Origin of the sequence: Novosphingobium sp. PP1Y, from assembly GCF_000253255.1 — a bacterium.
GTDB lineage: Bacteria > Pseudomonadota > Alphaproteobacteria > Sphingomonadales > Sphingomonadaceae > Novosphingobium.
Genome location: NC_015583.1, coordinates 461,313 through 486,037 on the forward strand (window position 1 = coordinate 461,313; position 24,725 = coordinate 486,037).

Annotated in this window: 17 protein-coding genes; 5 read left to right on the forward strand and 12 right to left on the reverse strand. The window is 60.8% G+C overall.

Annotation, left to right across the window (positions count from 1 at the left end; genetic code table 11):
- Positions 1-267: 267 nt before the first annotated feature.
- The gene (locus tag PP1Y_RS03050; RefSeq protein ID WP_041558296.1) at positions 268-1,845 is read right to left on the reverse strand and encodes a sulfatase-like hydrolase/transferase; all 1,578 of its coding nucleotides are present in this window, start codon (positions 1,843-1,845) and stop codon (positions 268-270) included.
- A gap of 126 nt (positions 1,846-1,971) precedes the next feature.
- Here PP1Y_RS03050 and PP1Y_RS03055 point away from each other — a divergent pair, with 126 nt between their 5' ends.
- Positions 1,972-3,573, forward strand: a complete 1,602-nt coding sequence (locus tag PP1Y_RS03055) for a carboxylesterase/lipase family protein (protein WP_013836636.1) — start codon at positions 1,972-1,974, stop codon at positions 3,571-3,573.
- A 45-nt stretch (positions 3,574-3,618) separates the two neighbouring features.
- Here the strand turns inward: PP1Y_RS03055 and PP1Y_RS03060 are convergent, their stop codons facing one another.
- The 7 genes from PP1Y_RS03060 to PP1Y_RS03090 all read right to left on the reverse strand — a co-directional run bounded on the left by PP1Y_RS03060 (position 3,619) and on the right by PP1Y_RS03090 (position 12,536).
- The gene (locus PP1Y_RS03060; RefSeq protein ID WP_013836613.1) at positions 3,619-4,593 is read right to left on the reverse strand and encodes a fumarylacetoacetate hydrolase family protein; all 975 of its coding nucleotides are present in this window, start codon (positions 4,591-4,593) and stop codon (positions 3,619-3,621) included.
- Between the two features lie 5 nt (positions 4,594-4,598).
- A complete protein-coding gene (locus PP1Y_RS03065) occupies positions 4,599-5,378 on the reverse strand; it encodes a cyclase family protein (protein WP_013836614.1) in 780 nt (259 codons plus the stop codon).
- 137 nt (positions 5,379-5,515) lie between these two features.
- A complete protein-coding gene (locus tag PP1Y_RS03070) occupies positions 5,516-6,673 on the reverse strand; it encodes a S9 family peptidase (RefSeq protein ID WP_013836615.1) in 1,158 nt (385 codons plus the stop codon).
- Positions 6,674-6,676: 3 nt separating this feature from the next.
- The gene (locus PP1Y_RS03075; RefSeq protein ID WP_013836616.1) at positions 6,677-7,588 is read right to left on the reverse strand and encodes a VOC family protein; all 912 of its coding nucleotides are present in this window, start codon (positions 7,586-7,588) and stop codon (positions 6,677-6,679) included.
- 26 nt (positions 7,589-7,614) lie between these two features.
- Positions 7,615-8,730: an FAD-dependent oxidoreductase gene (locus tag PP1Y_RS03080; RefSeq protein ID WP_013836617.1), complete on the reverse strand. Its 1,116-nt coding sequence runs from the start codon at positions 8,728-8,730 to the stop codon at positions 7,615-7,617.
- A 54-nt stretch (positions 8,731-8,784) separates the two neighbouring features.
- Positions 8,785-10,161, reverse strand: a complete 1,377-nt coding sequence (locus PP1Y_RS03085) for a glycoside hydrolase family 1 protein (protein WP_013836637.1) — start codon at positions 10,159-10,161, stop codon at positions 8,785-8,787.
- Positions 10,161-12,536, reverse strand: a complete 2,376-nt coding sequence (locus PP1Y_RS03090; RefSeq protein WP_013836638.1) for a TonB-dependent receptor — start codon at positions 12,534-12,536, stop codon at positions 10,161-10,163. Before PP1Y_RS03090 ends, PP1Y_RS03085 begins: the two co-directional genes overlap by 1 nt.
- A gap of 153 nt (positions 12,537-12,689) precedes the next feature.
- On the opposite strand from PP1Y_RS03090, the gene PP1Y_RS03095 reads away from it, so the two are divergent.
- On the forward strand, positions 12,690-13,598 hold the full coding sequence (locus PP1Y_RS03095) for a LysR family transcriptional regulator (RefSeq protein WP_013836639.1): 909 nt from the start codon (positions 12,690-12,692) through the stop codon (positions 13,596-13,598).
- Here the strand turns inward: PP1Y_RS03095 and PP1Y_RS03100 are convergent.
- Genes PP1Y_RS03100 through manD form a run of 4 tightly spaced genes read right to left on the reverse strand, consistent with a single transcriptional unit; the run spans position 13,587 to position 19,808 of the window.
- Positions 13,587-14,855: an MFS transporter gene (locus tag PP1Y_RS03100; protein WP_013836640.1), complete on the reverse strand. Its 1,269-nt coding sequence runs from the start codon at positions 14,853-14,855 to the stop codon at positions 13,587-13,589. The two genes, PP1Y_RS03095 and PP1Y_RS03100, sit on opposite strands and share 12 nt — an antisense overlap.
- A 26-nt stretch (positions 14,856-14,881) precedes the next feature.
- Positions 14,882-17,671 (reverse strand): glycoside hydrolase family 2 TIM barrel-domain containing protein, encoded by a 2,790-nt coding sequence (locus tag PP1Y_RS03105; RefSeq protein WP_232512326.1) that lies wholly within the window; start codon positions 17,669-17,671, stop codon positions 14,882-14,884.
- Complete coding sequence (locus tag PP1Y_RS03110; protein WP_013836642.1) at positions 17,628-18,584, reverse strand: sugar kinase; 957 nt, start codon at positions 18,582-18,584, stop codon at positions 17,628-17,630. The genes PP1Y_RS03105 and PP1Y_RS03110 overlap by 44 nt, the downstream gene beginning before the upstream one ends.
- A 15-nt stretch (positions 18,585-18,599) precedes the next feature.
- Positions 18,600-19,808, reverse strand: coding sequence for a mannonate dehydratase (gene manD / locus PP1Y_RS03115; RefSeq protein WP_013836643.1), 1,209 nt, complete (start codon positions 19,806-19,808; stop codon positions 18,600-18,602).
- Positions 19,809-20,134: 326 nt separating this feature from the next.
- Between manD and uxaC the strand changes: the two genes are divergently transcribed.
- The 3 genes from uxaC to PP1Y_RS03130 all read left to right on the forward strand — a co-directional run bounded on the left by uxaC (position 20,135) and on the right by PP1Y_RS03130 (position 24,720).
- A complete protein-coding gene (uxaC, locus tag PP1Y_RS03120; protein ID WP_013836644.1) occupies positions 20,135-21,535 on the forward strand; it encodes a glucuronate isomerase in 1,401 nt (466 codons plus the stop codon).
- Between the two features lie 80 nt (positions 21,536-21,615).
- Positions 21,616-22,902 (forward strand): mannitol dehydrogenase family protein, encoded by a 1,287-nt coding sequence (locus PP1Y_RS03125; protein WP_232512328.1) that lies wholly within the window; start codon positions 21,616-21,618, stop codon positions 22,900-22,902.
- Between the two features lie 597 nt (positions 22,903-23,499).
- Complete coding sequence (locus PP1Y_RS03130) at positions 23,500-24,720, forward strand: autotransporter domain-containing protein (RefSeq protein WP_041558300.1); 1,221 nt, start codon at positions 23,500-23,502, stop codon at positions 24,718-24,720.
- Positions 24,721-24,725: the final 5 nt, after the last annotated feature.

Below are 24,725 nucleotides of genomic sequence, written 5' to 3' on the forward strand. Positions count from 1 at the left end.
CGGAACTCTGAATGGCTCAGGAAGCGTGTGAGGATTGAAATGTGCTGGGATGTTCGAACCCGGCAAGACGGCACAGGGCGATTGCATTTTCCATCCGTTGCGCAATGCTGGGCCGGCGCGCAATCAGCAATTACATCGCACGCGCCCCGAGTGATGCATCAAATGAAGTTGCTGCGATCGACGCTCAATGATCGGCAAATCGCCAGACCAAATCCAGCGATAATCCAGCGATACGGATGCCATGCTGGAGCGCGAACTGCGGACCTGTCATTCCACCGAAGCTGCGTTGTCGAATTGCGGCATCGGTGGATCGGGAGGCACCTCGCGTGAGTCCCGTTCCACCGGAGGCACGCCGGTCGTCGAGATATACCGGTCCAGCAACTTGTGCGTGAGAGCTTCTCGGGTGCGTGCATACCGGCGATCGTCGATCAGGTTGACGAGTTCGGCAGGATCCTTCTTGCGATCGTAAAGCTCAGACTGCCCATTCGGACGGGAGACAAGCTTGTAGGCCGGAGTGGTGATTGCCGCCGCGCGCGTAACTGTCTGCGGGAAATCGTTCTGAATTTCGTGCTTGGCCGTGTAGATGTTCGGCGGCCCTTTCATCCGAGGTTCGAATGCTTGCGGTTCGAATGTATCGTAGCCGGATTCGGTGTAAGCGGCTCGTTCCGGATCGCCCTTTGCGCCGCCGAGTTGCGGCAACAGGCTACGCGCAAAGATCGCTTGCTTGGGCCTCACTGCGCCGAGATCAAGGAAAGTCGGCATGATATCGTAGAGTTCGGTCATTTCTGGAACGACATGGCCCTCAGCGCCCCCCGGCATACGGATCACCAATGGAACCCGCGTCAGGCAGCTCTCCAGGCCGCCCGGCCATTTTTCGACCATTCCATAATCGCCGGCATAATCACCATGGTCAGAACTCGCGACCAGAACGGTGTCACGCGAACGCCCTGTCCTTTCCAATGCTTCCATCAGCTGACCGAGCAGCCAATCGGCATAGCTCACCTGTCCGTAATAAGTGGCACGCACTTGCCGGAACACGGCGTCACCGACCTCGTCGAGGTGATACCCTTTCCGTACGACCTCATGAAAGATCGGCTTCTTCGACAAGCCCGGAGGCGCCAAATCGGGCAGATCATCCGGCTTGTACATGTCTGCAAAGCCCTGTGGTGCAAAATAGGGCGGATGCGGCGAGCCGATTGCCAGGAAAATGCAGAATGGCCGATCCTGCTGACGCCGCTCGAGTATCTGGATAGCCGACTGCAGCAACTTGTAATCATTGGTCTGCCGTGGATCGGGCTTGGCATCGACCAGCATCGTATTCGGCGCGTCAAGATCGAACCGCGTATGGCCTCCCCCGCCTCGCCACGGGAAATCCAGCCAGTTCGTCAGGCTCAACGGGAAGCTTGCCTCCGCCAGGGCGTCGTTCTTGCCGATAAGATATGTGTCGTATCCCGATTCCTTGAGATACCGGAGCATGTTCGGTTCGTCGGGCCGGATGAAGTAATACAAACTGCGATGACCGGTGTTCGCCACCGGCAATCCGGTCAGCAGGCTGCATCGTGAAGCGCCGCATACCGGGTACTGGACGTGACAATCCGCAAATCGCGTCCCCTGTCGGGCAAGAAGGTCGAAGTTCGGTGTCTTGCAGACAGGATTGCCATAGCTCGAAAGTGCGTCAGCACGGCATTCGTCCGTCATGAACAAAATCAGATTGGGGCGCGAACCAGCGGTCGGGCCCATCGCCTCGGCCAGCGCCCCGGGCGCGCGGAGCATCGCGGATGCTCCGGTGATTCCGGCAATCCCATCGCGAATGACCGACCGACGGTCGACCTTACGGAACGGCATACACTCTTCCAATCCGATCTGAATTTTTGGTCTGGCCAATCTGGATGATGACACGCTAAAGTCAAGCGCGAACGACGAAATATGCAGCCCTCACAAAACTCGAATGCTTACCGGGAGATCGAAGCGATGCGCGCTCTACACCTCATCAAGATAGTCGCAGGACTACTCTTGGGCCCCACCGCCGCCTCGGCCGCCGCTACTGTCGACGCTCCGCCGTCTGCAGCCATCGTCCATACACAGGGCGGCACGCTGTCCGGGAAGGTTCTTCCCTCTGGCATTCGCGCGTATCTGGGCATTCCCTATGCTGCACCTCCAGTCCGTGACTTACGCTGGCGCGCACCCCAACCTGCTCCGGAGTGGTCTGACATTCGGTCAGCCAGGGAATTCGGGGCCCAGTGCTTCCAACCGCTGCGCGATGCAACGGCGAACTCATATGCCGGCGCGGAAACAATGTCCGAAGACTGTCTGTACCTCAATGTCTGGGCCAGGCCGGGCACCAGGCGTGCCCCGGTTATTGTTTATATTCATGGCGGGGCGTTCTATACCGGGGCAGGAAGCTTTCCGATCTACGACGGAGAGACCATCGCCCGGCACGGCGCGGTTTTCGTCAATTTGAATTACCGGGTAGGACCGCTGGGTTTCCTTGCCCTTCCGGAGCTCAGCGCCGAGTCCCCGCAAGGCACCTCGGGTAACTACGGCCTTCTCGACCAGATCGCCGCACTCGGATGGATCAAGCGCAACATTGCGGCATTCGGCGGCGATCCAGACAACATCACGATCATCGGCCAGTCGGCGGGATCGATGTCCGTGCTTGCGCTCCAGGCCAGCCCGCTGGCCAAGGGCTTGTTCCAGCGCGCAGTCGGCATGAGCGGCGCGATGATCGCAGGGGCAATCACCTTGCCGTCCCGGACGGATGCCGAGACTGCCGGGAGCAAACTCGAAGCGGGCTGGAAAGCTACCAGCCTGTCGCAACTGCGAGCGATGCCCGCCGATCGCCTTATCGTGCCGCGTGTGCCGGGGGGCCCAAGCACAGGCCCGGCGATAGACGGATATGTGCTTCCCGGGCCAATTCCCGAGATCTTCAGGAGCGGCGAACAGGCTGACGTACCATTGCTGGTCGGCTTCACGCGCGATGAAGCGCTTGGCGGCATGGGGCCCATAAGCGGGCTGGACGAATATCGAGCCAAGGCAAGGTCGCTCTACGGCGATCGCGCGGAAAGGTTTCTCGAGCTGTTCCCGGCTGCGAACGACGCGGAGGCAAAAGCACAGGCCCGCCTCGCGGACCGGGACAATACCGTCGCACTGGGCATGTTCTCATGGGCCGCGTTGCAGCAGACCTACGGTCACGCGCCGGTTTATTCCTACGAGTTTGCCCACCCCCATTCCTTTGCTGCAGGCGTCACATTCTCCGACCTCGATCCGGTCAAGGCAGGCGCCTATCATACCTCGGAAGTTCCTTTCTGGCTCGGCACACTCGATAGCTTCAACCGCTTCCGTCACACCCGCGACTGGACTGCCAACGATCGGCGGATCAGCGAAAAGATGGTCAATGCCCTGATCGCCTTTGCGCGCACCGGGACGCCGGACGTCCCGAGTGCGGAGTTCCCCCCGTTCGATGCCAGCGCGCCCCAACTCATGATGATCGCAGACGATCTTCACCCGGCGCCATGGCCGGCCAGAGAGCAACTGTTTTTCTTCGATACGAGCGGCAAGGCTCCTCGCCCTTGAAGCCGCTCGCCTCCCAGGGCGGTGATATTCGGGAACCGTAGGTAATCAGCGCGTGGCGGGTTTGGCCACGCGCTGGTCGATGGCGCCGAAGGGTGCGAGGCCGTCTTTGGCGCGGGCTTCCATGCGGATGGTGTCGCCGTAGCCCATGAAGGCGGTCGACGGTTTGCCCCCGGCGATCATCTCGATGGCGCGTACTTCGGAGATGCAGCTCGATCCCACTTCGGCATAGTTGGGGTTCGAGACCGTTCCCGAGCCGATCACGGTCCCGGCGACAAGGTCGCGGGTTCGCGCGGCATGGGCGACCAGTTCGTGGAAGCCGAAGTCCATCGCCGCGCCATTGGCGTGGCCGAAGGCCTTGCCGTTCCATTCGATCACGAGATCGAGGCACACGCGCCCGTCCTGCCAGGCATCGCCGAGCGCTTCGGGTGTTACCGCAAAAGGCGCCATCGAACAGGCCGGCTTGGCCTGGACCCAGCCGAAGCCGGTCTTCATCTCGACCGGCGCGATCGTGCGCAGCGACCAGTCGTTGATCTGCACGACAAGCCGGATGTGCTTCATCGCTTCTTCTGCCGTCGTACCCATCGGCACGGCATCGACGATCACGCCGAACTCGCCCTCGAAGTCGATGCCGTCCGCCGGATCGGGGAAGGGAACCGGATCGCCCGGACCGTAGAAGCGGTCCGAGATCCCCTGGTACATGAGCGGCCTGTCGGTCTCGATCGGCGGCAACTTGAAGGCGATCTGCATCAGGTCGCCATGGGTGCCGAAGGCCGAACCGTCGAGCCACTGCCAGGTGCGCGGCAGCGGCGCGCGCAGGGCCCCGGGATCGAGCGGCTCGCCCTCCCCGGCCTCGAGACGCCGGGCCAGCGCGGCAAGGTGCGGCTGGAGCGCGTCCCAGCGCTCCATGGCGCCAAGCAGGTTCGGCATCTGCGGGCCGGCCGCAAGCATGCGGCGCCCGTCCTGCGAGACGACGACAAGGGTTCCGTCGGGCGTGGCGCCCGCTATCGTGGCCAGACGCATGCGGCTCAGTCCTCGAAAATGGCGACGGCGCGGATCCAGCCTGCCGAGGCGCCCTTGATCTTGTGCGGGAAGCACGAGATCGTGAAGCCGTCGGCGGGCAGCACTTCCAGGTTGTGCAGCTTTTCGATGTGGCAGTAGCCGATGTCGCGGCCCGCCTTGTGCCCTTCCCAGATCAGCGAGGTATCGCCGGTTTCCTCCACCTTCCTGGCGGTGTGCACGAAGGGGGCATCCCACGACCAGGCATCGGTGCCGGTCACGCGCACGCCGCGTTCGGTGAGGTACATCGTCGCCTCGTAGCCCATGCCGCAACCGCGGCTGACGTAGTCGGGATCGCCCAGCGCCTTGCCCGCCGCGGTATTGACGACGACGATCTCCAGCGGCTTGAGCTCATGGCCGATACGCGCCAGTTCGTCCTCGACGTCCTTGGCGGTGACGACGTAGCCGTCCTCGAAGTGCCGGAAGTCCAGCTTCACGCCGGGCTGGAAGCACCATTCGAGGGGGACTTCGTCGATCGTCAGGGCAGGCTTGCCGCCGTCCTGCGTCGGGTGGAAGTGCCAGGGCGCATCGAGGTGCGTGCCGCTGTGTGTGGTCAGCTTCACCCATTCCGCCGCTGCAAAGCCGGCACCGTCAGGAGTCTGCTCGGCCGTCACCCCGGGGAAGAAGTGCCCGAGCTCGCCCATCGTCTCGCCATGCGTCTGGTAGGTGATTTCCGGCTTCAGGAATGGCGGATCGGTGATGACATCGTTGCACAAGGTGATCGACAGGTCGACGAAGCGGCGGGCCATAGGCGTGGGTTCCCATCTTGTCGCGCGCATCTCGCCAGACGCGCGCTGCTGTGAAGTGCTACCGGCGCATCACCCGACCGGAGGAGAGAGGGGTCGGGCGATGCGCCGGCCTTGTCAGCCCGTTGCGGGGCTGAAGTTCAGGCGGTCTTGCCTCCGAGGGTTTCGGCAAACCAGTCGGAGAGGAGATCGCGGCCATAGCTCATGTTGTCGGCGCCCACGTGCTCGACGCCGCCTTCCCGCGCGGTGAAGATCACCTTCTCGCGGCGCGGCGAGTTGACGAGCTGGTCGTAGAGGTCGTCGGCGTACTGCGGGCTGATCTGGCGATCGTTCGCCCCGTGGGTCACCAGGAACGGCACCTTGATGCCGTCCATGTGGCCGTTGAGGTTCATCGCCTCCGACTTGGCAAGGAAGTCCTCCTGGTCCTTGGCCCCGAACGCCCAGTGAACGTGGGCCCAGTAGTGCGGGACCGGGTTCTCGCCCTCGCGCGCCATGCGCTTGTCCTGCACTTCGCGCCAGTTGTGGTTGGCCCCCCAGACCGCGCCCGAGGCAAAACGCGGCTCGTAAGCCACCGCCCGCGGCGCGAAGTGGCCGCCCAGCGAGATGCCGGTCATGCCGATCGCCCTGGGATCGACGTTGTCCTGCTGCTCGAGCCAGTCGACTGCCTTGCTCGCCCAGCTTTCCGAATGCGGATCGACCGGCAGGCCCTGCAGGCGCAGCGTCTCGCCCGAGCCGGGCTGGTCGACGCACAGCGTCGAGATACCGCGGCGGGCGAGCTGCTCGGGCAGCTGGGTCCAGTAGAGCAGCTCCTTGCAGCTATCGAGGCCGTTGCAGAAGACCACCACCGGCTTGCGCCCTTCGCCCGGCGCGCGGGTGAACAGCGCCGGCATCGTGCCCTTCTCCAGCGGGATCTCGACGCGTTCGCGGTTGATCCGGCCGATCTGCGTCGACTTGTCGAAGGCCGCGCGGGCCTTGGCGTAAGTCTCCTTGCGGCCCGGATGGCCATGGCCCTGCATGCGCTCGCCGGTGAACATGTAGAGCGCGGCGCGCTCCAGCTTGTTCGAGGCGGAGAACAGACGGCCCCTCGCCTCGTCCTCGGCGGCAAGTTCGATGAGCTTGTCGCCCATCGCCACCCACTGCTTCATGAACGCGGGCGTGCCCGCATCGGCCCCGGCATCGGCCGCATCCTTGATCGGCTTGCACATGTCGATGACTTCGCCGATCCGGCCGCCGCTCTCCATCGCAATCGCGACCGACAGGTTCCAGATGTAGTTCGGAAAATATTCGAAGAGGGCCATCGATCAGAACTCCGAAGCCTGGAACAGACGCGCATCGGGTGCCGGATGCGGCATCGTCTGCGGGCCGCCGGTGCCGATGCCCCACTGGTCCATGACCATCGGCGCGGGCTTGTGCACCTTGTACTCGTGCGTCTCGAAGTCGACCACTTCCAGCTCGGAGGTGTACTCGACCGCGAAACCACCCGGAGTGACGAAGTAGCTGAACGTGTTGTTGCCCGCGGTATGACGGCCCGGACCCCAGCGGATGTCGGTGCCGTGCTGCTTGAGGCGATGCGCGCCGCGGAACATGTCGTCGATGCTCGGCATGTCGTAGGCGACGTGGTTGAGGCACGGCGGTCCGGGCAGGATGGCGACGCGGTGGTGCGCCTCGTTGCAGCGCAGGAAGCACATGAAGTCGCCGAGCCAGTCGGAGATCCTGAAGCCCAGCACGTCGGTGAAGAACTTCACCATCGCCTGGTGGTCGGGCGAGTGCAGGACGATGTGGCTGATCTTGAGCGGCACGCCTTCCCAGCGCTCGAGTTCGCGGGCCTCGAGCGTCTCGACCCCGGCCGAGATCTCGAAGGGCAGGCCATCGGGGCTGAAGAAGCGGAAGCCATAGCCGCCGCCCGGTGCATCCAGATCCCTGGGCGCGAAGATGACCTTGCAGCCCGCCGCCTCGATCTTGCCGAACAGCGCATCGACATCGGCGCGGCTGTCGGCGGCAAAGGCGATCACCTCGACGTGGTTGGCATCCGACTTGTGCAGGCGCACGACATGGTGCTCGCCATGTCCCTGGGTCTTGAACCAGGCCATGTCGGCCTTGTCGCCGGATCCGGGCACTTCGACGAGGCCCCAGTCATCGGTGTAGAATTTGCGTTCGGCATCGAAGTCCTCGACGCCATATCCGACAAAGCGGATCTCGGTTACTCGGGTCATGGGATTGATCCTTGAAGATTGACTGATCAGATGGGCTGCGAAACCACCGCGAACATCTCCGCAGTAGCCTTGTGATTGTCGACCGGCGGGCCCTTGCCGATCTGGCCGTGGCAGATCTCGAGCGACTTCTCGACGATGTAGCGGCACCGCTCGAAACGGCGGTCGCGATAGGCCTCGAAGGCCGCTTCGGGCGTATCGGCCCGCGTCAGCTCCTCGGCCAGCACCAGCGCGTCCTCGATCGCCATGCCCGCGCCCTGGCCCAGGTGCGGCGTGGTCGCATGGACGGCATCGCCCAGCAGCGCGATGCGGCCCTTGCTCCAGGAGCCGTAGAGCATCATCCCCTCGAGCGGACGATAGACGACGCCTTCGTCGCTGGTGATCTGCTCGGCAAGCGCACGGATCTGCGGAGCCGCCCGGGCGAGCTTGGAGCGCATGACCGCGGCGATGCCCTCTGTGGGATACCACGGATTGTCCGGCTCGGGCGTGGTGACGTACATGTACATCAGCTCTTCGGACATCGGCACGAGGCCGGATCCGATCGGACCGTTGTAGACATGCAGGGCATCGAGATCGGCCGGGCGCGGGAAGTTGTAGCGCCACACCGCCTGCCCCGTGAACTGCGGCTTCTCGGCATCGGGCAGGATCGCCTCGCGGGTCTGCGAATAGACCCCGTCTGCCCCCACCACGACGTCGAAGCGCTCTTCACGCCCGTCGCTGAACCTCACGTTCACGCCTTCGCCGTCGTCGTCGAACCGCTCGGCCGCCACGCCCAGGCGGATCTCGGCGCCAAGCTGCATGGCGCTGTCGCCCAGGACCTTCTGCAGCGCGCGCCGGCCGATGCCGACATTGGCCGGCTTGCCTTCGACCAGCGCCGGCGACGGCACCCGCGCCACGCGCGTCCCGTCGGGCAGGTAGATCTCGACCGCATCGAAACCGCAGGCAGCACCGAGAAAGGCATCGAGAACGCCCAACTGGTCCATCGCCCGGATCACGTTCGACTGCTGGATGATGCCCACCCCATAGACCGACCACTCAGGGTCCTTCTCGATCACCGTAACACCGTGCCCCGCACGGCGCAGCGCAATCGCAGCCGAAAGGCCGCCAATACCACCGCCAATGATCAGCGTGTTCAGATCTTTCATCGTGTTCTCAATTCTCTAATCATTTGCAGATGCATCCTTGGTGAAATTCGGCGCTTAGACTGCATTCTTTCGGGCAATGCCTGCCAGGACATGCGCAGAGGGCTTTGGCGTGCGGGCGAAGGTCGTTCTATTCACTTCAACCAGTCCAAACTTCGGTGTGTAGCCGAAGATCCATTCGAAATTGTCGAGCAAAGACCAATGGCAATAGCCCAGTACCGGCACACCTTCCGCAATGGCTTCCGCAAGATGTTGCAGTGACGCCGGAATGAAACCGGCTCGTTGGCGATCATCGGATGTGCCGATGCCATGTTCCGTCACCAGCACGGGTACTTTCGTCTGTGACCAGGCATAGCGTACGGCCCCGGCCAACGAAGGCGGATAGATTTCGGCCCCGCGATCCGTAAGGACAGCGCCGGCAGGCGGTGACATCTGGCCCTCTGGACCTATTCTGGCCCGTTCGTAGTTCTGAACGCCTATGAAGTCATCCGCGCGAGCGACGCGAAGCCAATCATCGTAACACATGGCCCGCTTCTTGGCGATCTGGCTGCCCTCGCCGAATGGCTGATCGTCTTCGATCGCCAGCGTAACCCCGACAGGAAGATCGGACCTCGCCGCCTTGATTGCCGCTTTCGCCTGGCGGTGCGCCTCCATGAGGATCGGCTGCACGGCATGCGACTGCTCTTCATTCTCAATGAATGAGCTTACGAAAGTCGATGAGCCATAAGCCTTGCTCGCCGCGGCCTGAACGACATCGTTTTTCGCAAACACGCCTGATGGCAGCTTGTAGCGCAACAGAAGCATCAGATTCGGTTCGTTAAGTGTCGTGGCGCGCTCGATACTTTCACCCAAATGCCGGGCGAGCCGGTCGCAGTAGCGCGCAAAAAGCGAGGGAGCGTCAGGGTTGGTCCAGCCGCCGCGCATGGCAAACCAGCGAGGGCAAGTGAAGTGATTGAAACTCACCAAAGGTTTCAAACCACGCTCACGGCATCCCTCGACCATGGCCTTGTAATGGTCGAGCATCGCCACCGAGAACTCGCCAGCTTCGGGTTCGATCCGCGCCCATTCCACCGAAAAACGGACGGAGTTCAGACCAAGGTCCCGTACAATGTCGAGGTCGAGTGGCCAGCGATGAAAACTGTCGCATGCATCACCGGAAGGTTCCGTGAAATTCGTCGGATTCAAGTGCTCGAGAGCCCAGGTATCACTGGCGAGATTATTGCCCTCTACCTGGTGGCCCGCCGTGGATGCACCCCAAAGAAAGCCGCTCGGGAATGTTCCCTTGCGCCCGTTCGGAGCCTCCCGACCGGCAATCGCCGGTCGGGAGTTTGCCGCGAGGCCCAACGCCACACTGCCCATGAGGACCTCACGCCGATTAACCCCGCTGATAGCGTTCAAGGTTTTTCCAAGCAGAGGTCCCGGGCCCTTCTTCATCAGAAGTCGAAGCCCAGGTTCAAGCCGACCGTACGCACAGAATCCAGCCCAAATTGCTGCGTGTAGGTCAGCTTTGGAGTGGCCCCGCCTCTTGAGTCGCGGGCATTGGCATCGCCCGATTCCACGCCGATCGCCGTCGGGTTGATCTTGTTGGTGCAGTTCTTGCAAAAAATCGACACGCGAAGATTATCGGCGATGCGGGCGCCAATGCTCGCCCCAAAGATGTCGATCACATCGAGACCAGCTCCAGGTGCGCGATTGACGAGATAGTTGATCGAGGACCGGTGGTACCAGTTCCCCTGCAGGAATGGGACGATCGATCCGCTGGTCGGCACCTCGTAACGAACCTGCAGACTGGATGTGAACTTCGGTGCTGCCGGAAGTGTAAGGCCGGATGCATCGAATACGTTCACAGTGGCAGAGCAACCGTAAGTGGTCTGCGTGGGATAGCATTGAGCACCGACGAAGTCCTTGAACTTCGAGGAAAGCAGGGATCCCGAGCCGTTGATCGTCAAGCCCTCGAAGGGAGCCAGAATGACGTTTGCTTCTATACCCTTCGAAACGACCTTGGCGGCGTTCTGCACCACAAAGGTGCTCAAATTCGGGTCGAACGATTGAACCTGAAAGTTGTTGAAGTCTGTATGGAACGCTGAAAGGTTCACGACCAGGCGCCGGTCAAGGAAGCTCGACTTAACGCCGATTTCCGCAGTCTTCGAAGTTTCCTCGCGAACTACGACATCCGCGTCGGCAGTGGGAAAGCTGTCGTTGAACCCCGGTCCTTTATAACCGCGACCGTAGAAGCCGTACAGCATCACCGTCGGAGTAGCCTGGAACTGAGCCCCCAGCTTCCAGCTGAAATCGGTGTTGCTGTAGTGCGACTCGAAGCGTCCACGCGGACCACCTATCGACTGGAAATAATTGACCTGGTTTTGTGTCAGATCCAGATCGATCTTGTCATGCGTGACGCGTCCACCGGCAATCAGCTTGAAGCCATCGATTACTTCGTAGGTCAACTGACCGAACGCGGCATAGCTCTCCGTGTCGAGGGAGTAATCACGATCACCGCCAACTTGCGACTGATTGTTGACGGAACAGACCGGCGGATTTGCGCCCGGCACCGGTGTCGCGCCTACGCAGAAGGGATAGCCGCTCAGTACAAATGCCGGAAGGTAGCTGTTACCGCCAAGCTGGCGGGACAGGTCAAGAGTCGATTTGAACCAGTAGAGGCCAACTTGACCGCTCAGGCGATTTCCAGATGGAAGCGCCACGCGCAATTCATTGGAGAACTGATTGTAACTGGACTGTGATGCGTTTGTATTGAAACCATCAGCCGAGAGATAATCGCCGTCGAGCGATTGGTCCTGCTCGTAGTAGCGCCATGCGAAGAGGTTGCTGATCTCGAAGCCGGAATCGAAGGCATAGGTCACTTGACCTTGCGCACCACCGGTTTCAATATCCCTGAACTGGTCGGCGTCACCGCCGAAAAGAAGATTCTTCGTTCCCGGCGTAATGCCATCGGCCGCAAGCGCGGGACTATTCGTACTGGTCGCATCGACCTGACGATAGCTGTTGTCGAAAATACCCGCGATGCCATGGCTTTCGTTGTAATCGGCAATGCCATAGAATGTCAGGCTGTCGGTCAGCTCGGCAAGATACTTGGCCTTCAACGAATAGCTCGTGGCATTGAGATCGTGCCGCGTTCCGGGACTGGGCGTACCTACGTATGTGGTTCCCGGCTCCTGATAGGAATAGAGGCCAGCAAGGCGCAGCGCCGAATTGTCGGAAATCGGGATGTTAAGCGTTTCCCGGGCAATGATGCCCGGGGCATTGCGGCCCGAACCGGGAGTATCTCGCATTGCCAATTCAAGATTCGTTGCGCTGGTATAAGCACCCAGAACCGGACGTGCCGTGACAATGTTGAGAAGACCGGCGGATGCGTTCTTTCCGAACAACAGGCCTTGCGGCCCATTAAGCACCTCGACTCGCGCCAGGTCGTTGAGGAGCGGGCTATTCAGCACCGGACGGCCAAGGTTGACGTCGTCAATGGCCACGGCCACGCTGCTGTCAATGGTGCCGGCGAATGAAAGCGTGCCCACACCGCGCACGGCAAAGGAGTTGTCTACGCCGATCTGCAACGAAGGCGCAGCGCGTGATACCTGGGTCAGATCATTCAGATTCTGCGAGGCTAGGGTGTCTTGCGTAAGCGCCGTCACGCTGACTGGCACGCGCTGGATGCTTTCGCTGCGGCGCTGCGCAGTCACGATGATTTCGGTGCCTGCCCCTTCAGCTGCAGCCGCATCGACTTCCTGAGCCTGCGCCGACGCGCCACCCAGAAAGGTGGCGGAAAGAAGTATGGCGGTGAATGTGGTTCGCATATTCGGGGTCCTCCCTATCGTCCTTTGCTTTGGACTTGCGCGTGTCCTTAGCCCCGAAAAATGATCGACAAAAACTAATTGATCAACTCAGTAACGATTTGGTACCCAAATTGGTTAGACCTAAGTGCCACAAGAACCACGCGGAGTATCGAGATGCGATTCAAGGGAATGGACCTGAACTTGCTCGTGGCTTTCGAGGCACTTATGGAGACCCGCAACACGGCCCGGGCAGGCGAGAAGATCGGTCTGAGCCAGCCGGCGACGAGCGCCGCACTCTCCCGACTGCGCGCCTACTTTCGCGATGAACTGTTGGTCGTCAAAGGACGGCGGATGTTTCCGACTCCGCTGGCGGAAACACTGTTGCCGCGGGTCAGGGCATGCCTGCGCAGTGCCGAATCGGTGATTTCGACATCCAGCCAGTTCGATCCGGCCCGTGCGGAACGATTGTTCCGCATTGTCGCATCCGACTATGTTTCGGCGGCGTTGCTAAGCCCACTCCTGCGGTCGCTGGAGACGAGCGCACCGGGTGTCATGCTGGATCTGATGCCGCCCGAAAGTCATTCCGCCGACTTGCTGCGGCGCGGTGTAGTCGACCTCATGATTACACCGAGCGAGTATGGTTCGAGCGGTTTGCCGACAGAACCGCTCTATGAAGATAATTTCGTCGTGGCAGGGTGCCTGAACCACCCGTTATTCGCTTCGCAATTCACAATGGAGGACATCTTCACATATGGCCATATCGCCGTTTCACTGGGTGAAACGGGCTCCACGACAGTGGGCGATAGGCAGCTAAACTTATTGGGTCATGCCAGGAAAGTGGATATTATCGCCCATTCATTCACTGTTGTTCCATGGATGCTTGTCGGCACGCAAAGGCTTGCCATTATGCATGAACGACTGGCTCATATCGCCGCGAGTCATTTCAGCATCACTTACAGGCCACTGCCACAGGCAATTGAGCCGCTTCGCCAGATCATCCAATATCATGAGACCCGCGCAAGCGATCCGGGGCTGCGCTGGCTGATCGACTTGATCAGGGCAGAGGTCAAATCACCCATATGAACGTCCGGCCGACCCTTTTGGAGATCGCAAGAGCCCCCACAGGACGCATGCCCCCAGCAGATCCAGGCAACCGAGGGCTACGAACAAGGGTGCGTAACCGAACTGGTCGGCGCTCTGGCCAATGAGGAAAGTGAAGAGCATACCGCCGATCCAGGCGATTGAACCTGCCATGCCGCTGGCGGTCCCGACCGCTCGGGTGTCAAATATGTCCGCGCACAAGGTGATGAGCGCTCCGTTCAACATCTGGTGGGCAAAGCCGCCTACGCAAAAGAGAGCAATTGCAAGACCGGGGGAACCGGCCAGTCCGATGCAGGCCGGGCCGATCATGCACAATGCACCGACTGTCATCGTCACCTTGCGCGACGCAATCATTCCCGCGCCGCGTCGCATCAGCGCATTGGGCAAAATACCTGCCGCCAACGAACCGAAGTCGGCTGCCAGGAAAGGAAGCCAGGCCCACAGCGCGATATCGCGCAAGTTCAGGCCCCATACCGATACGAGGTAGAGCGGTATGAAGAAATTGAAGGTCTGCCATGCCGGCTCGGCCAGAAACCTTGGCACGGCGATTGCCCAGAACCCTCGGCTTCTCAATACCGCACCGCGCGTCGCCGGACGCGCTTCTCCCTCTTGCCCCCGATCATTCTTGCTCAGCTCTTCCAATTCGCCGGGCGTTATTGCGGGATGCTCCTCCGGCTTGCGGTAGCCGAACCACCACAGCAGGGCCCAGGCCACGCTGAGACCGCCGGTAATCAGGAACGCCTCCTGCCAGCCCCACCAAAGGATGCAAAAGGCAACAAGCGGCGGGGCGAGCATCGAGCCCACACTCGTACCCATCTGAAAACAGCTTGTCGCCAGTGGACGCTGATGCGCCGGAAACCATTCAGAAGTCACTTTCGCGCCGGCCGGAATGGCAGCGGCTTCGGTCGCCCCAAGTGCCGCACGGAATGCCGCCAGGCTCGGCCAACCGGTGGCAAGGGCATGTCCCATGTTGGCCAGAGCCCATCCCATGGCGAAAATGAAGAAACCGAGCCGGGTTCCCAGTGAGTCCAGCAAGGCACCGGCCACCGTCTGCATCGCCGTATAGCTTGCCTGGAAGGCCAGCACGACCCAGCTGTATTGTTCGGTCGTCATGCCGAACTCATCCTTGAGCGTCGGCGCTGCGACTGAAAGCGTTGAGCGCGCCAGATAGTTCATGATCGTGCCCAAGGTGACCAGGCCGATCATCCACCAACGCAGCTTACCTTTGAAGATGGCCATGATTTCCTACTTCTAATGCTTGAGAATCAGGCGCTGGGGCGCACTTCAATGGTTGAGACGATTGCATCGCCCTTGCGGGGCAGGAACTGCAGATCGATCGCGTTTTCGGTGACATCCAATGTGACCGTGCGAGCGACCAGCGTGATTGGCGCCCCTGCTTCCTTGGCCACATCCAAGGCGGCAATAACGGTCTTTCCGTTGGCCTTCACATCGAAGACGCGCTCTCCCGCAGTGGCCTTCGGTTCTAAGAAACGCAGGGTTATGCTGTAGCGGCCCGGCTCAACCGGGAGGCGATAGCTGAAGGTGCCTTCCCGGAAGGTGGCGAGCTGCGCATGTTCCTCATCGGGGACGATGGGTGCAAGAACAGGTGGTCGTCCGCGTGGATGCTGGTCGGTCGAGCCCGCCCTTCCCCCATTGAAGAACGTATCCGATCCGTAACCCGGCGCAGCGACGAGCGCACCGCTATCGATATAGTAGGCGCTGGCCCTCGAGGCATCGAGGTTCCACGAAACGGCATCTCGCACGTCCCTGTCGGCAAAGCTTCCCACTGCCTCCACCGTATTGGCGCCTGCACTCAGCTGCACACCGGACCAGACACAAACGAGGTTATCGCATTTGCCCTGCTCACCGAGGTCCTTGCCGTTCAAGAACAGCTTGGTGCGAGGAGCGTTACTGTAAACGCTGATATCGGTCGTGGGATAAGCGCGCTGAACGTAACGGCGGCCATTCACATGAACGGTAGGCTGATCTGACCAGTGCGCGCGATAGTAATAAAACGCGTCCTTGCGGATTCGCCCGTCATAGCTGACCAGCCCCTTGGTATTGATATCCTTGGCGTCCCCTTCCGTTCGCGTCACCGTCGCGAAATCGAACGCGTTCCACAGCCAGCTGGCGAAGAGGAACGGTCGCTCCTCGAGGTACGGCCATGTCTTTTCGTGCAGCCAGGATTGATATTCCTCCGGCTGATCGTGCCCGCCCATGTCGAAAGGACCGCCCAGCGGATTGTCCGTATGGATCGAAAGGGCCCCACCTGCACCATATTCGGTAATCGCCTGGGGTTGCGATGGCCGTTTTGCATGCAAAGCATCGAAATGCGGGCCTACTTCCTCCGGCTTTCCGTAATACCAGCCGAAATAGCGGTTGCCGCCCGAAACCGGGACGGCATTGGCGACTATCGGCACATCGGGCATATCGCGGTCTTCACAGCACGTAGCGAGCGCAGCGGACCGATCCGGGTCTTCGCGCCGGACAATGGCCGCTAGCTCTTCCAGCATCGGGGTCGGATCGCTGGGACTGACCTTCAATCCACGACCAAGAAAATCCGGACGCATCGGTCCGAAGTCAACTTCGTTGGCAATACCCCACAGTGCAACGGAGGGATGATTGTAATTCTGGCGGATCAGCTCGACCAATTGCTGCCGGGCCTGTGCCATGATTTCAGGGGGCGCATCGCCCTGCGCCTGGTCCAGCGTCCAGGCCGTGACAAGCGCGATTTCATCCCAGAGAACCAGTCCGTATTTGTCTGCCAGGTCATGAATGGACTGGCCATGCTGATAGTGTGTCAGCCTGATGGTATTCGCGCCCATGTCGCGGACGGTCTCAAAGCGATCCGCGATCTGGGACTTTGTCATCGCCCAGCCGGATTCCATACCGTCCTGGTGCAACCCTACGCCGTGGAGCGCAACATGCTGGCCATTGATGAAAAAGCCCTTTTCCGGGTCGATCCGGAACTGCCGGATCCCGAACGATTGCTTGGCACGGTCAAGCAACCGACCATTGCCGTCGCGCAGTTCGGATTCGAGCGAATAGAGATAGGGGTCCGCCGTTCCCTGCCAAAGGTGCGCATCGGGCACCGTCAATTCCTGCGAGACCTCTACCTTCGCACCGCTCTGCAGATGGAACGGGGATACCGAGCGCGCGACAATCGTGCCGTCAGCCGCGACAAGACGCGTCACGACACTGCCATGCACTGGACCGGAACGCTCGGTGGAAAGTTTGGACTCCACGGATACCGTCGCAGCGCCTGACGCAATGCTCTGAGTCCGGGCATAGATTCCGGGGCCACCGAAATCGTCCATGGCAAAATGCGTGGCATCGGTCACAATCAACCGCACGGGACGGTATAGTCCGCCCTGAACGAAGAAATCCCCTGCCAGCGGCAGCGTGTTGGCCGTCGCATTGCCCGGCTGAGGTTCGCTATTGTCTACCCTAACTGCCAGGAAATTGCGCCCTCCCTTACGGATCGCATCGGTCGCGTCGAAACGAAACCGCGAGAAACCGCCGGCATGTGCGCCCAATCGTTTGCCATTGAGCCACACTTCGGCAGTGCGGCTCGCTGCATCGAATTCAAGCCAAACTCTCTTGGTGGGCCCGGTCGCCGGACTAACAAAGGAAAGGCGATACCACGCCACCCCCATATACTTGTCGATCTTACGCCCGGAGGAGCCCGGGACATGGGCGGAGGCGTCGTACTCACCAATCCTGTTCCATGTGTGCGGAACCGTGACAGTCGACCAGTCTCGATCGTCGAACTCGGGAGATTGCGCAGGAATGTCTCCCTTGCGGAAGCGCCAACCCTCGCCAAGTTCAACGACGGTTCGCAATCCGTCCGCCTGTTGCGCGTGGGATGCAGCTAAGGCCGGCGTAGTCACAGGGAGTAGGCAGGCCCCGGCAATCGCCATCCAAGCCAGTCGATCATATTTCACCAAGACCATCTCCCTCGTCTCGTTTCTTTCGTGCCACCGGCGCGATCCAGCGCTGCCGGATCTGGAGTTATCGCCTTGGCTCCGCAAGAGCATTCGGCTCGGTGCGCCCATAAGGCGCCGAAGGATCGCGCTGCGGAATGGCGCCCGGATGCATGACGCACCAGCCGGCAAGCCGATGTCCGGCCAGCGCGGACTCGAGTACCGATGCGCCGCGCATGCGTGCTGCCAGGTAAGCGGCGTTGAAGGCGTCCCCTGCCCCGCTCGTATCGACAGGCGTAACAGCCAAGGGCACGGCACAGGCATTTCCGTCAGGAAGCATGCAGCCGCGCGCGCCCAGTTTCACGATCACTTCCTCGCAGCCCAGCCCTTGCCAATGCGCAGCGACGGCGACTTCGTCTCGCGCATCGCACAGCTGTGCTTCATCTTCAAAAGTAGGCAGACCGATATTGGCGAGCGCGATGGCCTGATCACGCCAGTATTGCGCCGCTTCGCGCGATTCCCAGAGCAAGGGGCGGTAGTTGCTGTCGAAAGCGACAAGTCCTCCCGCCTCTCGCACCGCCTTTGCCAGAAGGATGAGGTCCCTGCGGCCCTGCGGCGGCAGGATCGCCATCGAGATCAGCGAGAAATAGAGCAGATCGGCCGCTTCGGCCTTGGCGATTGCCTCCTCGATCTCGGAGATCTCGAACATGGCCCGTGCCGCGCTGCTTTCTCGCCAATAGGTGAAGCTGCGCTCGCCTTCGAGGTTGGTCGAGATCGCGTAGAGACCGGGTCGGCGCGTCGGGTGGGTCGCGACAAGGCTGCAATCGATCCCTTCGCTTTCCCAGGCGCGGCGCAAGTTCTCACTGAACGGACAACTGCCCAATGCAGTCATGTAGGAGACCCGGTGGCCGGACCGTGACAGGTGCACTGCTGTGTTGAGGGTATCTCCCCCAAATCCCATGCGCCAGCCTTCGGCTCCGCCGGGTTGGCGCGAGAGTTCCAGCATGCATTCGCCGAGGCAGACGATCCTGCGCACTTCAGTCATTCCCAACCAGCGATCTCACCAGTTCCACATCGTGCCATCCTCGAGCCGCGCGACCGGCAGATAGGCTGGCTTGTAAGGGTATTTTGCGGCGAGTTTCTCATCGATGTCCACACCATGCCCCGGGGTTTCGCCGACGAACAGCTCGCCCTCGTCGAACCGGTAATCGTGCGGGAAGACCGCGTCCGTTTCCTCGGTGTGACGCATGTACTCCTGGATACCGAAGTTGGGCACCCAGGTGTCGAAATGCAGCGCACATCCCATGGTGACCGGCGACAGGTCGGTGGCACCATGGCAGCCGGTGCGGATCTGGTAGAGAGCCGCCAGGTCTGCGATCCGACGCAGATGCGTGATCCCGCCTGCCCCGACTACCGTTGTACGAATATAGTCGATGAGCTGGTTCTGGATGAGGTCCTTGGCGTCCCAGATCGTATTGAAGATCTCTCCCACCGCCAGCGGGGTGACGGTATGCTGACGCACGAGCCTGAAAGCTTCCTGGTTCTCGGCCGGCGTGCAATCCTCAAGCCAGAAGAGCTGGTAGGGCTCAAGCATCTTGCCGAGATTTGCCGCCTCTTGCGGGGTGTAGCGGTGATGTCCGTCGTGCAGCAGGTGGTGATCGAAACCGTAAGTCTTGCGAAGTTCCTCGAAGAGCTTGGGCACATAGTTCAGCGCCTTGCGCGTATCCCAGCCCGTCACCGAAGGAAGCGCAGCGTCAGCCGGTTCGTAGTAAAGCTTCCCGCGCCCCACGCCATAGGCGTCCTTGATGCCCGGAACACCGGTTTGTGCGCGGATCGCCTTATAACCCATGTCGATATAGTGGCCCACCGCCTCGACGGTCTCACCAATGTCGGAGCCATTGGCATGACCATAGACCATCACGCCGTCACGACTGCGCCCACCGAGCAATTGATACAGCGGCATCCCGGCCATCTTGGCCTTGATATCCCATAGCGCCATGTCGACTGCGGCGATCGCCCGCATGGTGACCGGCCCGCGCCGCCAGTAGGCTCCGCGGTACAGGTATTGCCAGATATCCTCGATCCTGCGCGGATCCATGCCGATCAGGCAAGGAATGACGTGATCTTCAAGATAAGCGACGACCGCAGTCTCACGCCCGTTGAGAGTGCCATCCCCGATGCCGTAAACGCCCTGGTCCGTGATGATCTTGAGCGTGACGAAGTTCCGTCCCGGGCACGTCACAATTACCCTGGCAGACTCAATTTTCATGGTGGCCACTTCCCTCGGAACCGTAGACTTGTATGAACCGGAATTCTTGACACTGCCGCATTGGTCTGTCAATAGGATTGTAACTGGTTTGACCAATATACAGCAGGGCGATAAGTGGCAGAAAACTCAGGACCGCCCTCCCCCCCACCGGAGCCCCGCCATGGGACTCTCGATGATCAAAGTCAGTCGGGGCCACCCGGCTCTTCGCGGGCTTTATCGCCGTCCTTGATAACCTGCCTGTGACAAACGATGAACAGGCGATGGATAGGAAGCGCCAAGACAATGACCCGCCGCCAGTTTGATGCGCCTCTTGCACGGTGAATGAAATGACCAGAACACTCGAATTGCACCCGGACCGGTTGCTGCCTGCCGACCCTTCGACTCGCGCCATCGCCCGCGAGCTCTATCAAAGCATCGCTTCGCTGCCGATCATCAGCCCGCACGGACACACGGACCCGCATTGGTTCGCCGCCAATGAAACATTTGGCAACGCTGCAGACCTGCTCCTTGCCCCTGATCACTATGTGTTCCGGATGCTCTATTCCCAAGGTGTGGATCTGCAAGATCTGGGAATTGGCAAGTCCGATGCCGATCCGCGCGAGGCGTGGCGTCTCTTTGCAGAACGATACCACCTGTTCCGCGGTACGCCTTCGCGCATATGGCTGGATTGGGTCTTCGCAGAAGCTTTCGGGATCGACGTCATCCTGGAAGCGCGGACCAGCGACCTTTACTTCGACGCGATAACAGCCAAACTGGCCACGGATGCATTTCGGCCACGTGCGCTTTTCGAACGTTTCAACATCGAAGTCATCGCGACGACAGAAGGGCCGCTCGACCGGCTTGAACACCATCAGGCCATTCGCAAGTCGGGTTGGTCGGGACGCGTCATCACGGCCTATCGTCCGGATCCGGTCGTCGATCCGGAGTTCGAGGGCTTTCACGACAACCTGGCCAAACTGTCGGAACTGACCGGTGAAGATTGTCATTCCTGGACCGGATATCTTGACGCGCACCGCAAGCGGCGGGCTTTCTTCGCACAAATGGGCGCGACGAGCACCGATCACGGTCACCCGACTGCACGCACGGCCGACCTCTCGGCTGGCGAAGCCGAGGACCTGTTTGCGCGCGTCATAAGGAAGAACTGCAGTGCGGCAGACGCGGAACTCTTCCGCGCGCAGATGTTGACCGAAATGGCAGCCATGAGCCTTGACGACGGGCTCGTCATGCAACTTCATCCCGGTGCCTATCGCAATCACAACAGAGACATCTTCAAGGCCTTCGGACGGGATAAGGGAGCGGACATTCCTTCGCGCACCGAATACGTCTCTGCCTTGAAGCCCCTGCTGGATCGCTTCGGCAACCGCCCGGACTTCACGCTGATCCTCTTCACCCTCGATGAGAGCGTCTATGCGCGCGAACTGGCACCTCTGGCCGGGCATTACCCCTGTCTCCGGCTCGGGCCCGCGTGGTGGTTCCACGACAGTCCGGAGGGCATGCGACGCTTCCGCAAGGCAACGACGGAGACCGCCGGCTTCTACAATACGGTCGGCTTCAACGACGACACACGTGCCTTTCTCTCGATCCCGGCCCGGCACGATCTTGCCCGCCGCATAGATTGCGGTTTCCTCGCCGAACTGGTGGCCGAGCATCGGCTGAACGACTGGGAGGCCGCCGAGTTGGCCCAGGACCTTGCCTACAATCTCGCCAAGAAGGCCTATAAGCTGTGATATCAAGACGAACCGATCGAACCGCGCTGCAGCAAATTCAAGTGCAGGAACGATTTGGTTACGATCGGGACCGCGGGACGGTGGGTATCGTCCACTTCGGGATTGGCGCATTCCATCGTGCGCATCAGGCCTGGTATACGGACAAGGCCATGGATGCTGGCGACAGTGAGTGGATGATCCTGGGCGTTTCGCTGCGATCTGGCGGCGTTTCACTCGAGATGAAGCCTCAAGACGGCCTCTACACGGTGACCGAGCGCTCAGGGGAAGACATGCGATCACGCCTCGTCGGCGCTGTTCAGGACGTGCTGCTTGCGCCAAATGAAAGTGACCGGTTGATACGGCAACTTGCGGACCCGCAAACCCGGATCGTTACATTTACCGTTACCGAAAAGGGCTATTGCCAAACCCCGGAAGGCGCACTCGACTTCTCGCGTACGGATGAAGGCAGTTTTTATCCCTACCTTGCCCAGGCCATGAGGCTTCGCAGCGAGGCCGGCATTTCCGGGCTTACCTTGCTCAGTTGCGACAATCTTTCGCACAATGGTCGCCAATTGAAGCGCCTCATACGCCAATACCTCGAAGCCCGCGCGCCTGATTTGATGACCTGGTTCGAGAATGAATGCCGCTGCCCCTCCTCCATGGTCGACCGCATCGTTCCGGCTCCTACCGATGCCGATCGAGCGGGGCTTGCGGAGCGCCTGGGCATGGAAGATCGTGCTGCCGTATTCACCGAGCCATTCAGTCAATGGGTCATCGAAGACGATTTTGCAGGGGAGCGCCCGCGCTGGGAACGGGCCGGGGCTGAGCTGGTCGCCGATGTGTCATCATTCGAAACGGCGAAACTGCGCATGCTCAACGGCGCGCACTCTGCACTTGCCTATCTGGGGCTTCGGGCAGGACATGACTATATACATGAAGCTATCACCGATATGCGCCTGCGTCCCATCGTGGAAGGGCTCATGCGAGATGAAGCCGCGCCGACGATATCCGTATCTCCCGGCCAGGACCTCGCAGCTTATGCGACCTCCCTGCTCGACCGCTTCACCAACTCTGCCCTGAACCACCGCTTGGCCCAGATTGCGATGGACGGCAGCCAGAAAATCCCGCAGCGCTGGCTGGAAACGCTTGAAGCTAACCGGCAAATGGGACGTCCCTGTCCCTCGATCATTGCAGCCCTGGAGGCGTGGTTCGACCATTTGCGTGGAATGAACGGCACAGTGGAAGATCCATTGTCGGATCAACTGGCCAAGCTTGCAAAGGAGAGTTCGAACTCTTCTCTCGCGCTCTCGATGTTCGGCTGCCAGGGCATTCTGGCAGGAACCTGGAATATTTCGAACGACGAATTGAACGCTGCATTCGCCGAGTAACGGCCTTGCCAATGTTCATCTGGGCCCAAGGCGCGCTGATCAAAGCCGGATGAGGCCGGTGGCCGCTAGAGCCGGCGCATGCGACGTGGAAGCATGTCGAAGTGTGCATGCGCACAGGCCAATCTCGACAACCAACGCGCAGCCCGTTCGCGCGATCTCTCTTGTACACCTTCGGCCTTACGTGCAGCTATACCGAGGTGGTTATAACTTCCCCTCAGGCTTTGCATAAGCAGGCGGGGAGAGCGCTCACATCCTCGAAACGACGGTGAGGACATCGGCGCTCAACCCAAAACCTCCAGGAAATTTGCAATCAAAAGCGCAGCTATTTCAGACAAGGGCTCGTCAAGGCCGCAATAGCCTTCGAATGCACGCACAAGATCGCCGCCTCAAGACAAGGTGCGAGAGCAAAGTCGCCGCCGCTACAGCTTGAGCCTCTGAAAAGCGGCCTCATGACACGCAACGCGGGCTTTCCATACGCAATGGATGATATCCCCGCATCGACCGTACTTGCGCTGGCGTCATCAGCACACCTGGATGACAAGAACACCCATTCAACCTGCACCAGAACTATAGTTTTCGGGGATTTTTGACTTGTCAGTGAAATTCGACTTCGCCAGGCTTGCTCTTGTCAGCGGTCTCTCGCTCGCCGGTGGTTTGACTGTATTCGCGGAACAGGCGAATGCGGCGCCCTACAGCGACTATGCATCGACCCAAGGTGAAACGGCGATCGCGGGCGTGCTAGACCAGATCGCAACGCCGAGCGCGACACCTTATGGTCCGTTGCTCCAATCCATCGACGACCTTCCCGACGCCGCGTCGCAGGCTGACGCGCTGGGGCAGCTTACGCCGCGGGCCTACAAGCTGCTGCCCCGGCTTGCGATCCAGTCGATGGACAGTGCTGACAGGCAAGTCCGCGACTACCTGGCCGAGCGCCGGGACCGGATGCTCGACGCTCCGGCTGGCTCTGTACCGACCGGAGAAGAAAGCATCACCTTCATGCTGACCGGCGGCCTCAAGCAAGGCAATTACAAGGCGCGGGCAGACAGGCCTTCCGCCAACTCTGACAGCCGCTCGATCCGCGCCGGAATTGATGTTACCGCGATGGACGGACTCATCCTTGGCGCCACGATCGGCATTGACGGCATCGACGCCAATCTCGATCGCGCCCAACACCCGCGCATTACCCAGTTCAATGCCAGTGTCGGGCCATACGCCAGCTACACCAACGGCAAAATCTATGCCGATGCGACAGCGGCCTATAGCCTGAGCCAGTACAAGTTGCGCCGACAGGTCGCTTGGTCGGGCTTTTCGGACCAGCTTCGGGCAGGCGTGGAAGGCGATAACGCCTCGGCGACGGTCGAAGTTGGCGGCATCCTGCAGACCGGCGTCCTTCGGGCGCAACCTTTCGTCGGGCTGCAGTATCGCTACGCCGATGTAAGCGGGTTCATCGAGTATGGCGGTGATGCCGCATTGGCCGTTGCCGGATACAAGACGGAATCGGTACGCAGCAGTCTCGGCTTGCGAACATCGGCTGGACTGGAGCGCGGTTCCTGGAATATCCGGCCCACTGTTCGGGCTGAATGGCAACGGGAACTCAATTCCCGTCCGGACAGCCGCGTCGAAGCCGCTTTCGCAAACGGCGACCTCCCGATCTTCACCTTGAAATCCTCACGCATGGCAAGGGATGCCGCGATCGTGGGGGCGGGACTTAGCGCTGTCTACAATGACCGCACTGCAATCCGGATCGGCTACGATGGCGAATTCGCCTCCGACCGCCATATCCATGCCTTCACCCTCACCGCGAGCCGCCGCTTCTGAACCAA

Coding starts and splice junctions, on each gene's coding strand:
- PP1Y_RS03050 (WP_041558296.1), bottom strand. CDS start 1,845: ATGCCGTTCCGTAAGGTCGACCGTCGGTCGGTCATTCGCGATGGGATT.
- PP1Y_RS03055 (WP_013836636.1), top strand. CDS start 1,972: ATGCGCGCTCTACACCTCATCAAGATAGTCGCAGGACTACTCTTGGGC.
- PP1Y_RS03060 (WP_013836613.1), bottom strand. CDS start 4,593: ATGCGTCTGGCCACGATAGCGGGCGCCACGCCCGACGGAACCCTTGTC.
- PP1Y_RS03065 (WP_013836614.1), bottom strand. CDS start 5,378: ATGGCCCGCCGCTTCGTCGACCTGTCGATCACCTTGTGCAACGATGTC.
- PP1Y_RS03070 (WP_013836615.1), bottom strand. CDS start 6,673: ATGGCCCTCTTCGAATATTTTCCGAACTACATCTGGAACCTGTCGGTC.
- PP1Y_RS03075 (WP_013836616.1), bottom strand. CDS start 7,588: ATGACCCGAGTAACCGAGATCCGCTTTGTCGGATATGGCGTCGAGGAC.
- PP1Y_RS03080 (WP_013836617.1), bottom strand. CDS start 8,730: ATGAAAGATCTGAACACGCTGATCATTGGCGGTGGTATTGGCGGCCTT.
- PP1Y_RS03085 (WP_013836637.1), bottom strand. CDS start 10,161: ATGAAGAAGGGCCCGGGACCTCTGCTTGGAAAAACCTTGAACGCTATC.
- PP1Y_RS03090 (WP_013836638.1), bottom strand. CDS start 12,536: ATGCGAACCACATTCACCGCCATACTTCTTTCCGCCACCTTTCTGGGT.
- PP1Y_RS03095 (WP_013836639.1), top strand. CDS start 12,690: ATGCGATTCAAGGGAATGGACCTGAACTTGCTCGTGGCTTTCGAGGCA.
- PP1Y_RS03100 (WP_013836640.1), bottom strand. CDS start 14,855: ATGGCCATCTTCAAAGGTAAGCTGCGTTGGTGGATGATCGGCCTGGTC.
- PP1Y_RS03105 (WP_232512326.1), bottom strand. CDS start 17,671: ATGGGCGCACCGAGCCGAATGCTCTTGCGGAGCCAAGGCGATAACTCC.
- PP1Y_RS03110 (WP_013836642.1), bottom strand. CDS start 18,584: ATGACTGAAGTGCGCAGGATCGTCTGCCTCGGCGAATGCATGCTGGAA.
- manD (WP_013836643.1), bottom strand. CDS start 19,808: ATGAAAATTGAGTCTGCCAGGGTAATTGTGACGTGCCCGGGACGGAAC.
- uxaC (WP_013836644.1), top strand. CDS start 20,135: ATGACCAGAACACTCGAATTGCACCCGGACCGGTTGCTGCCTGCCGAC.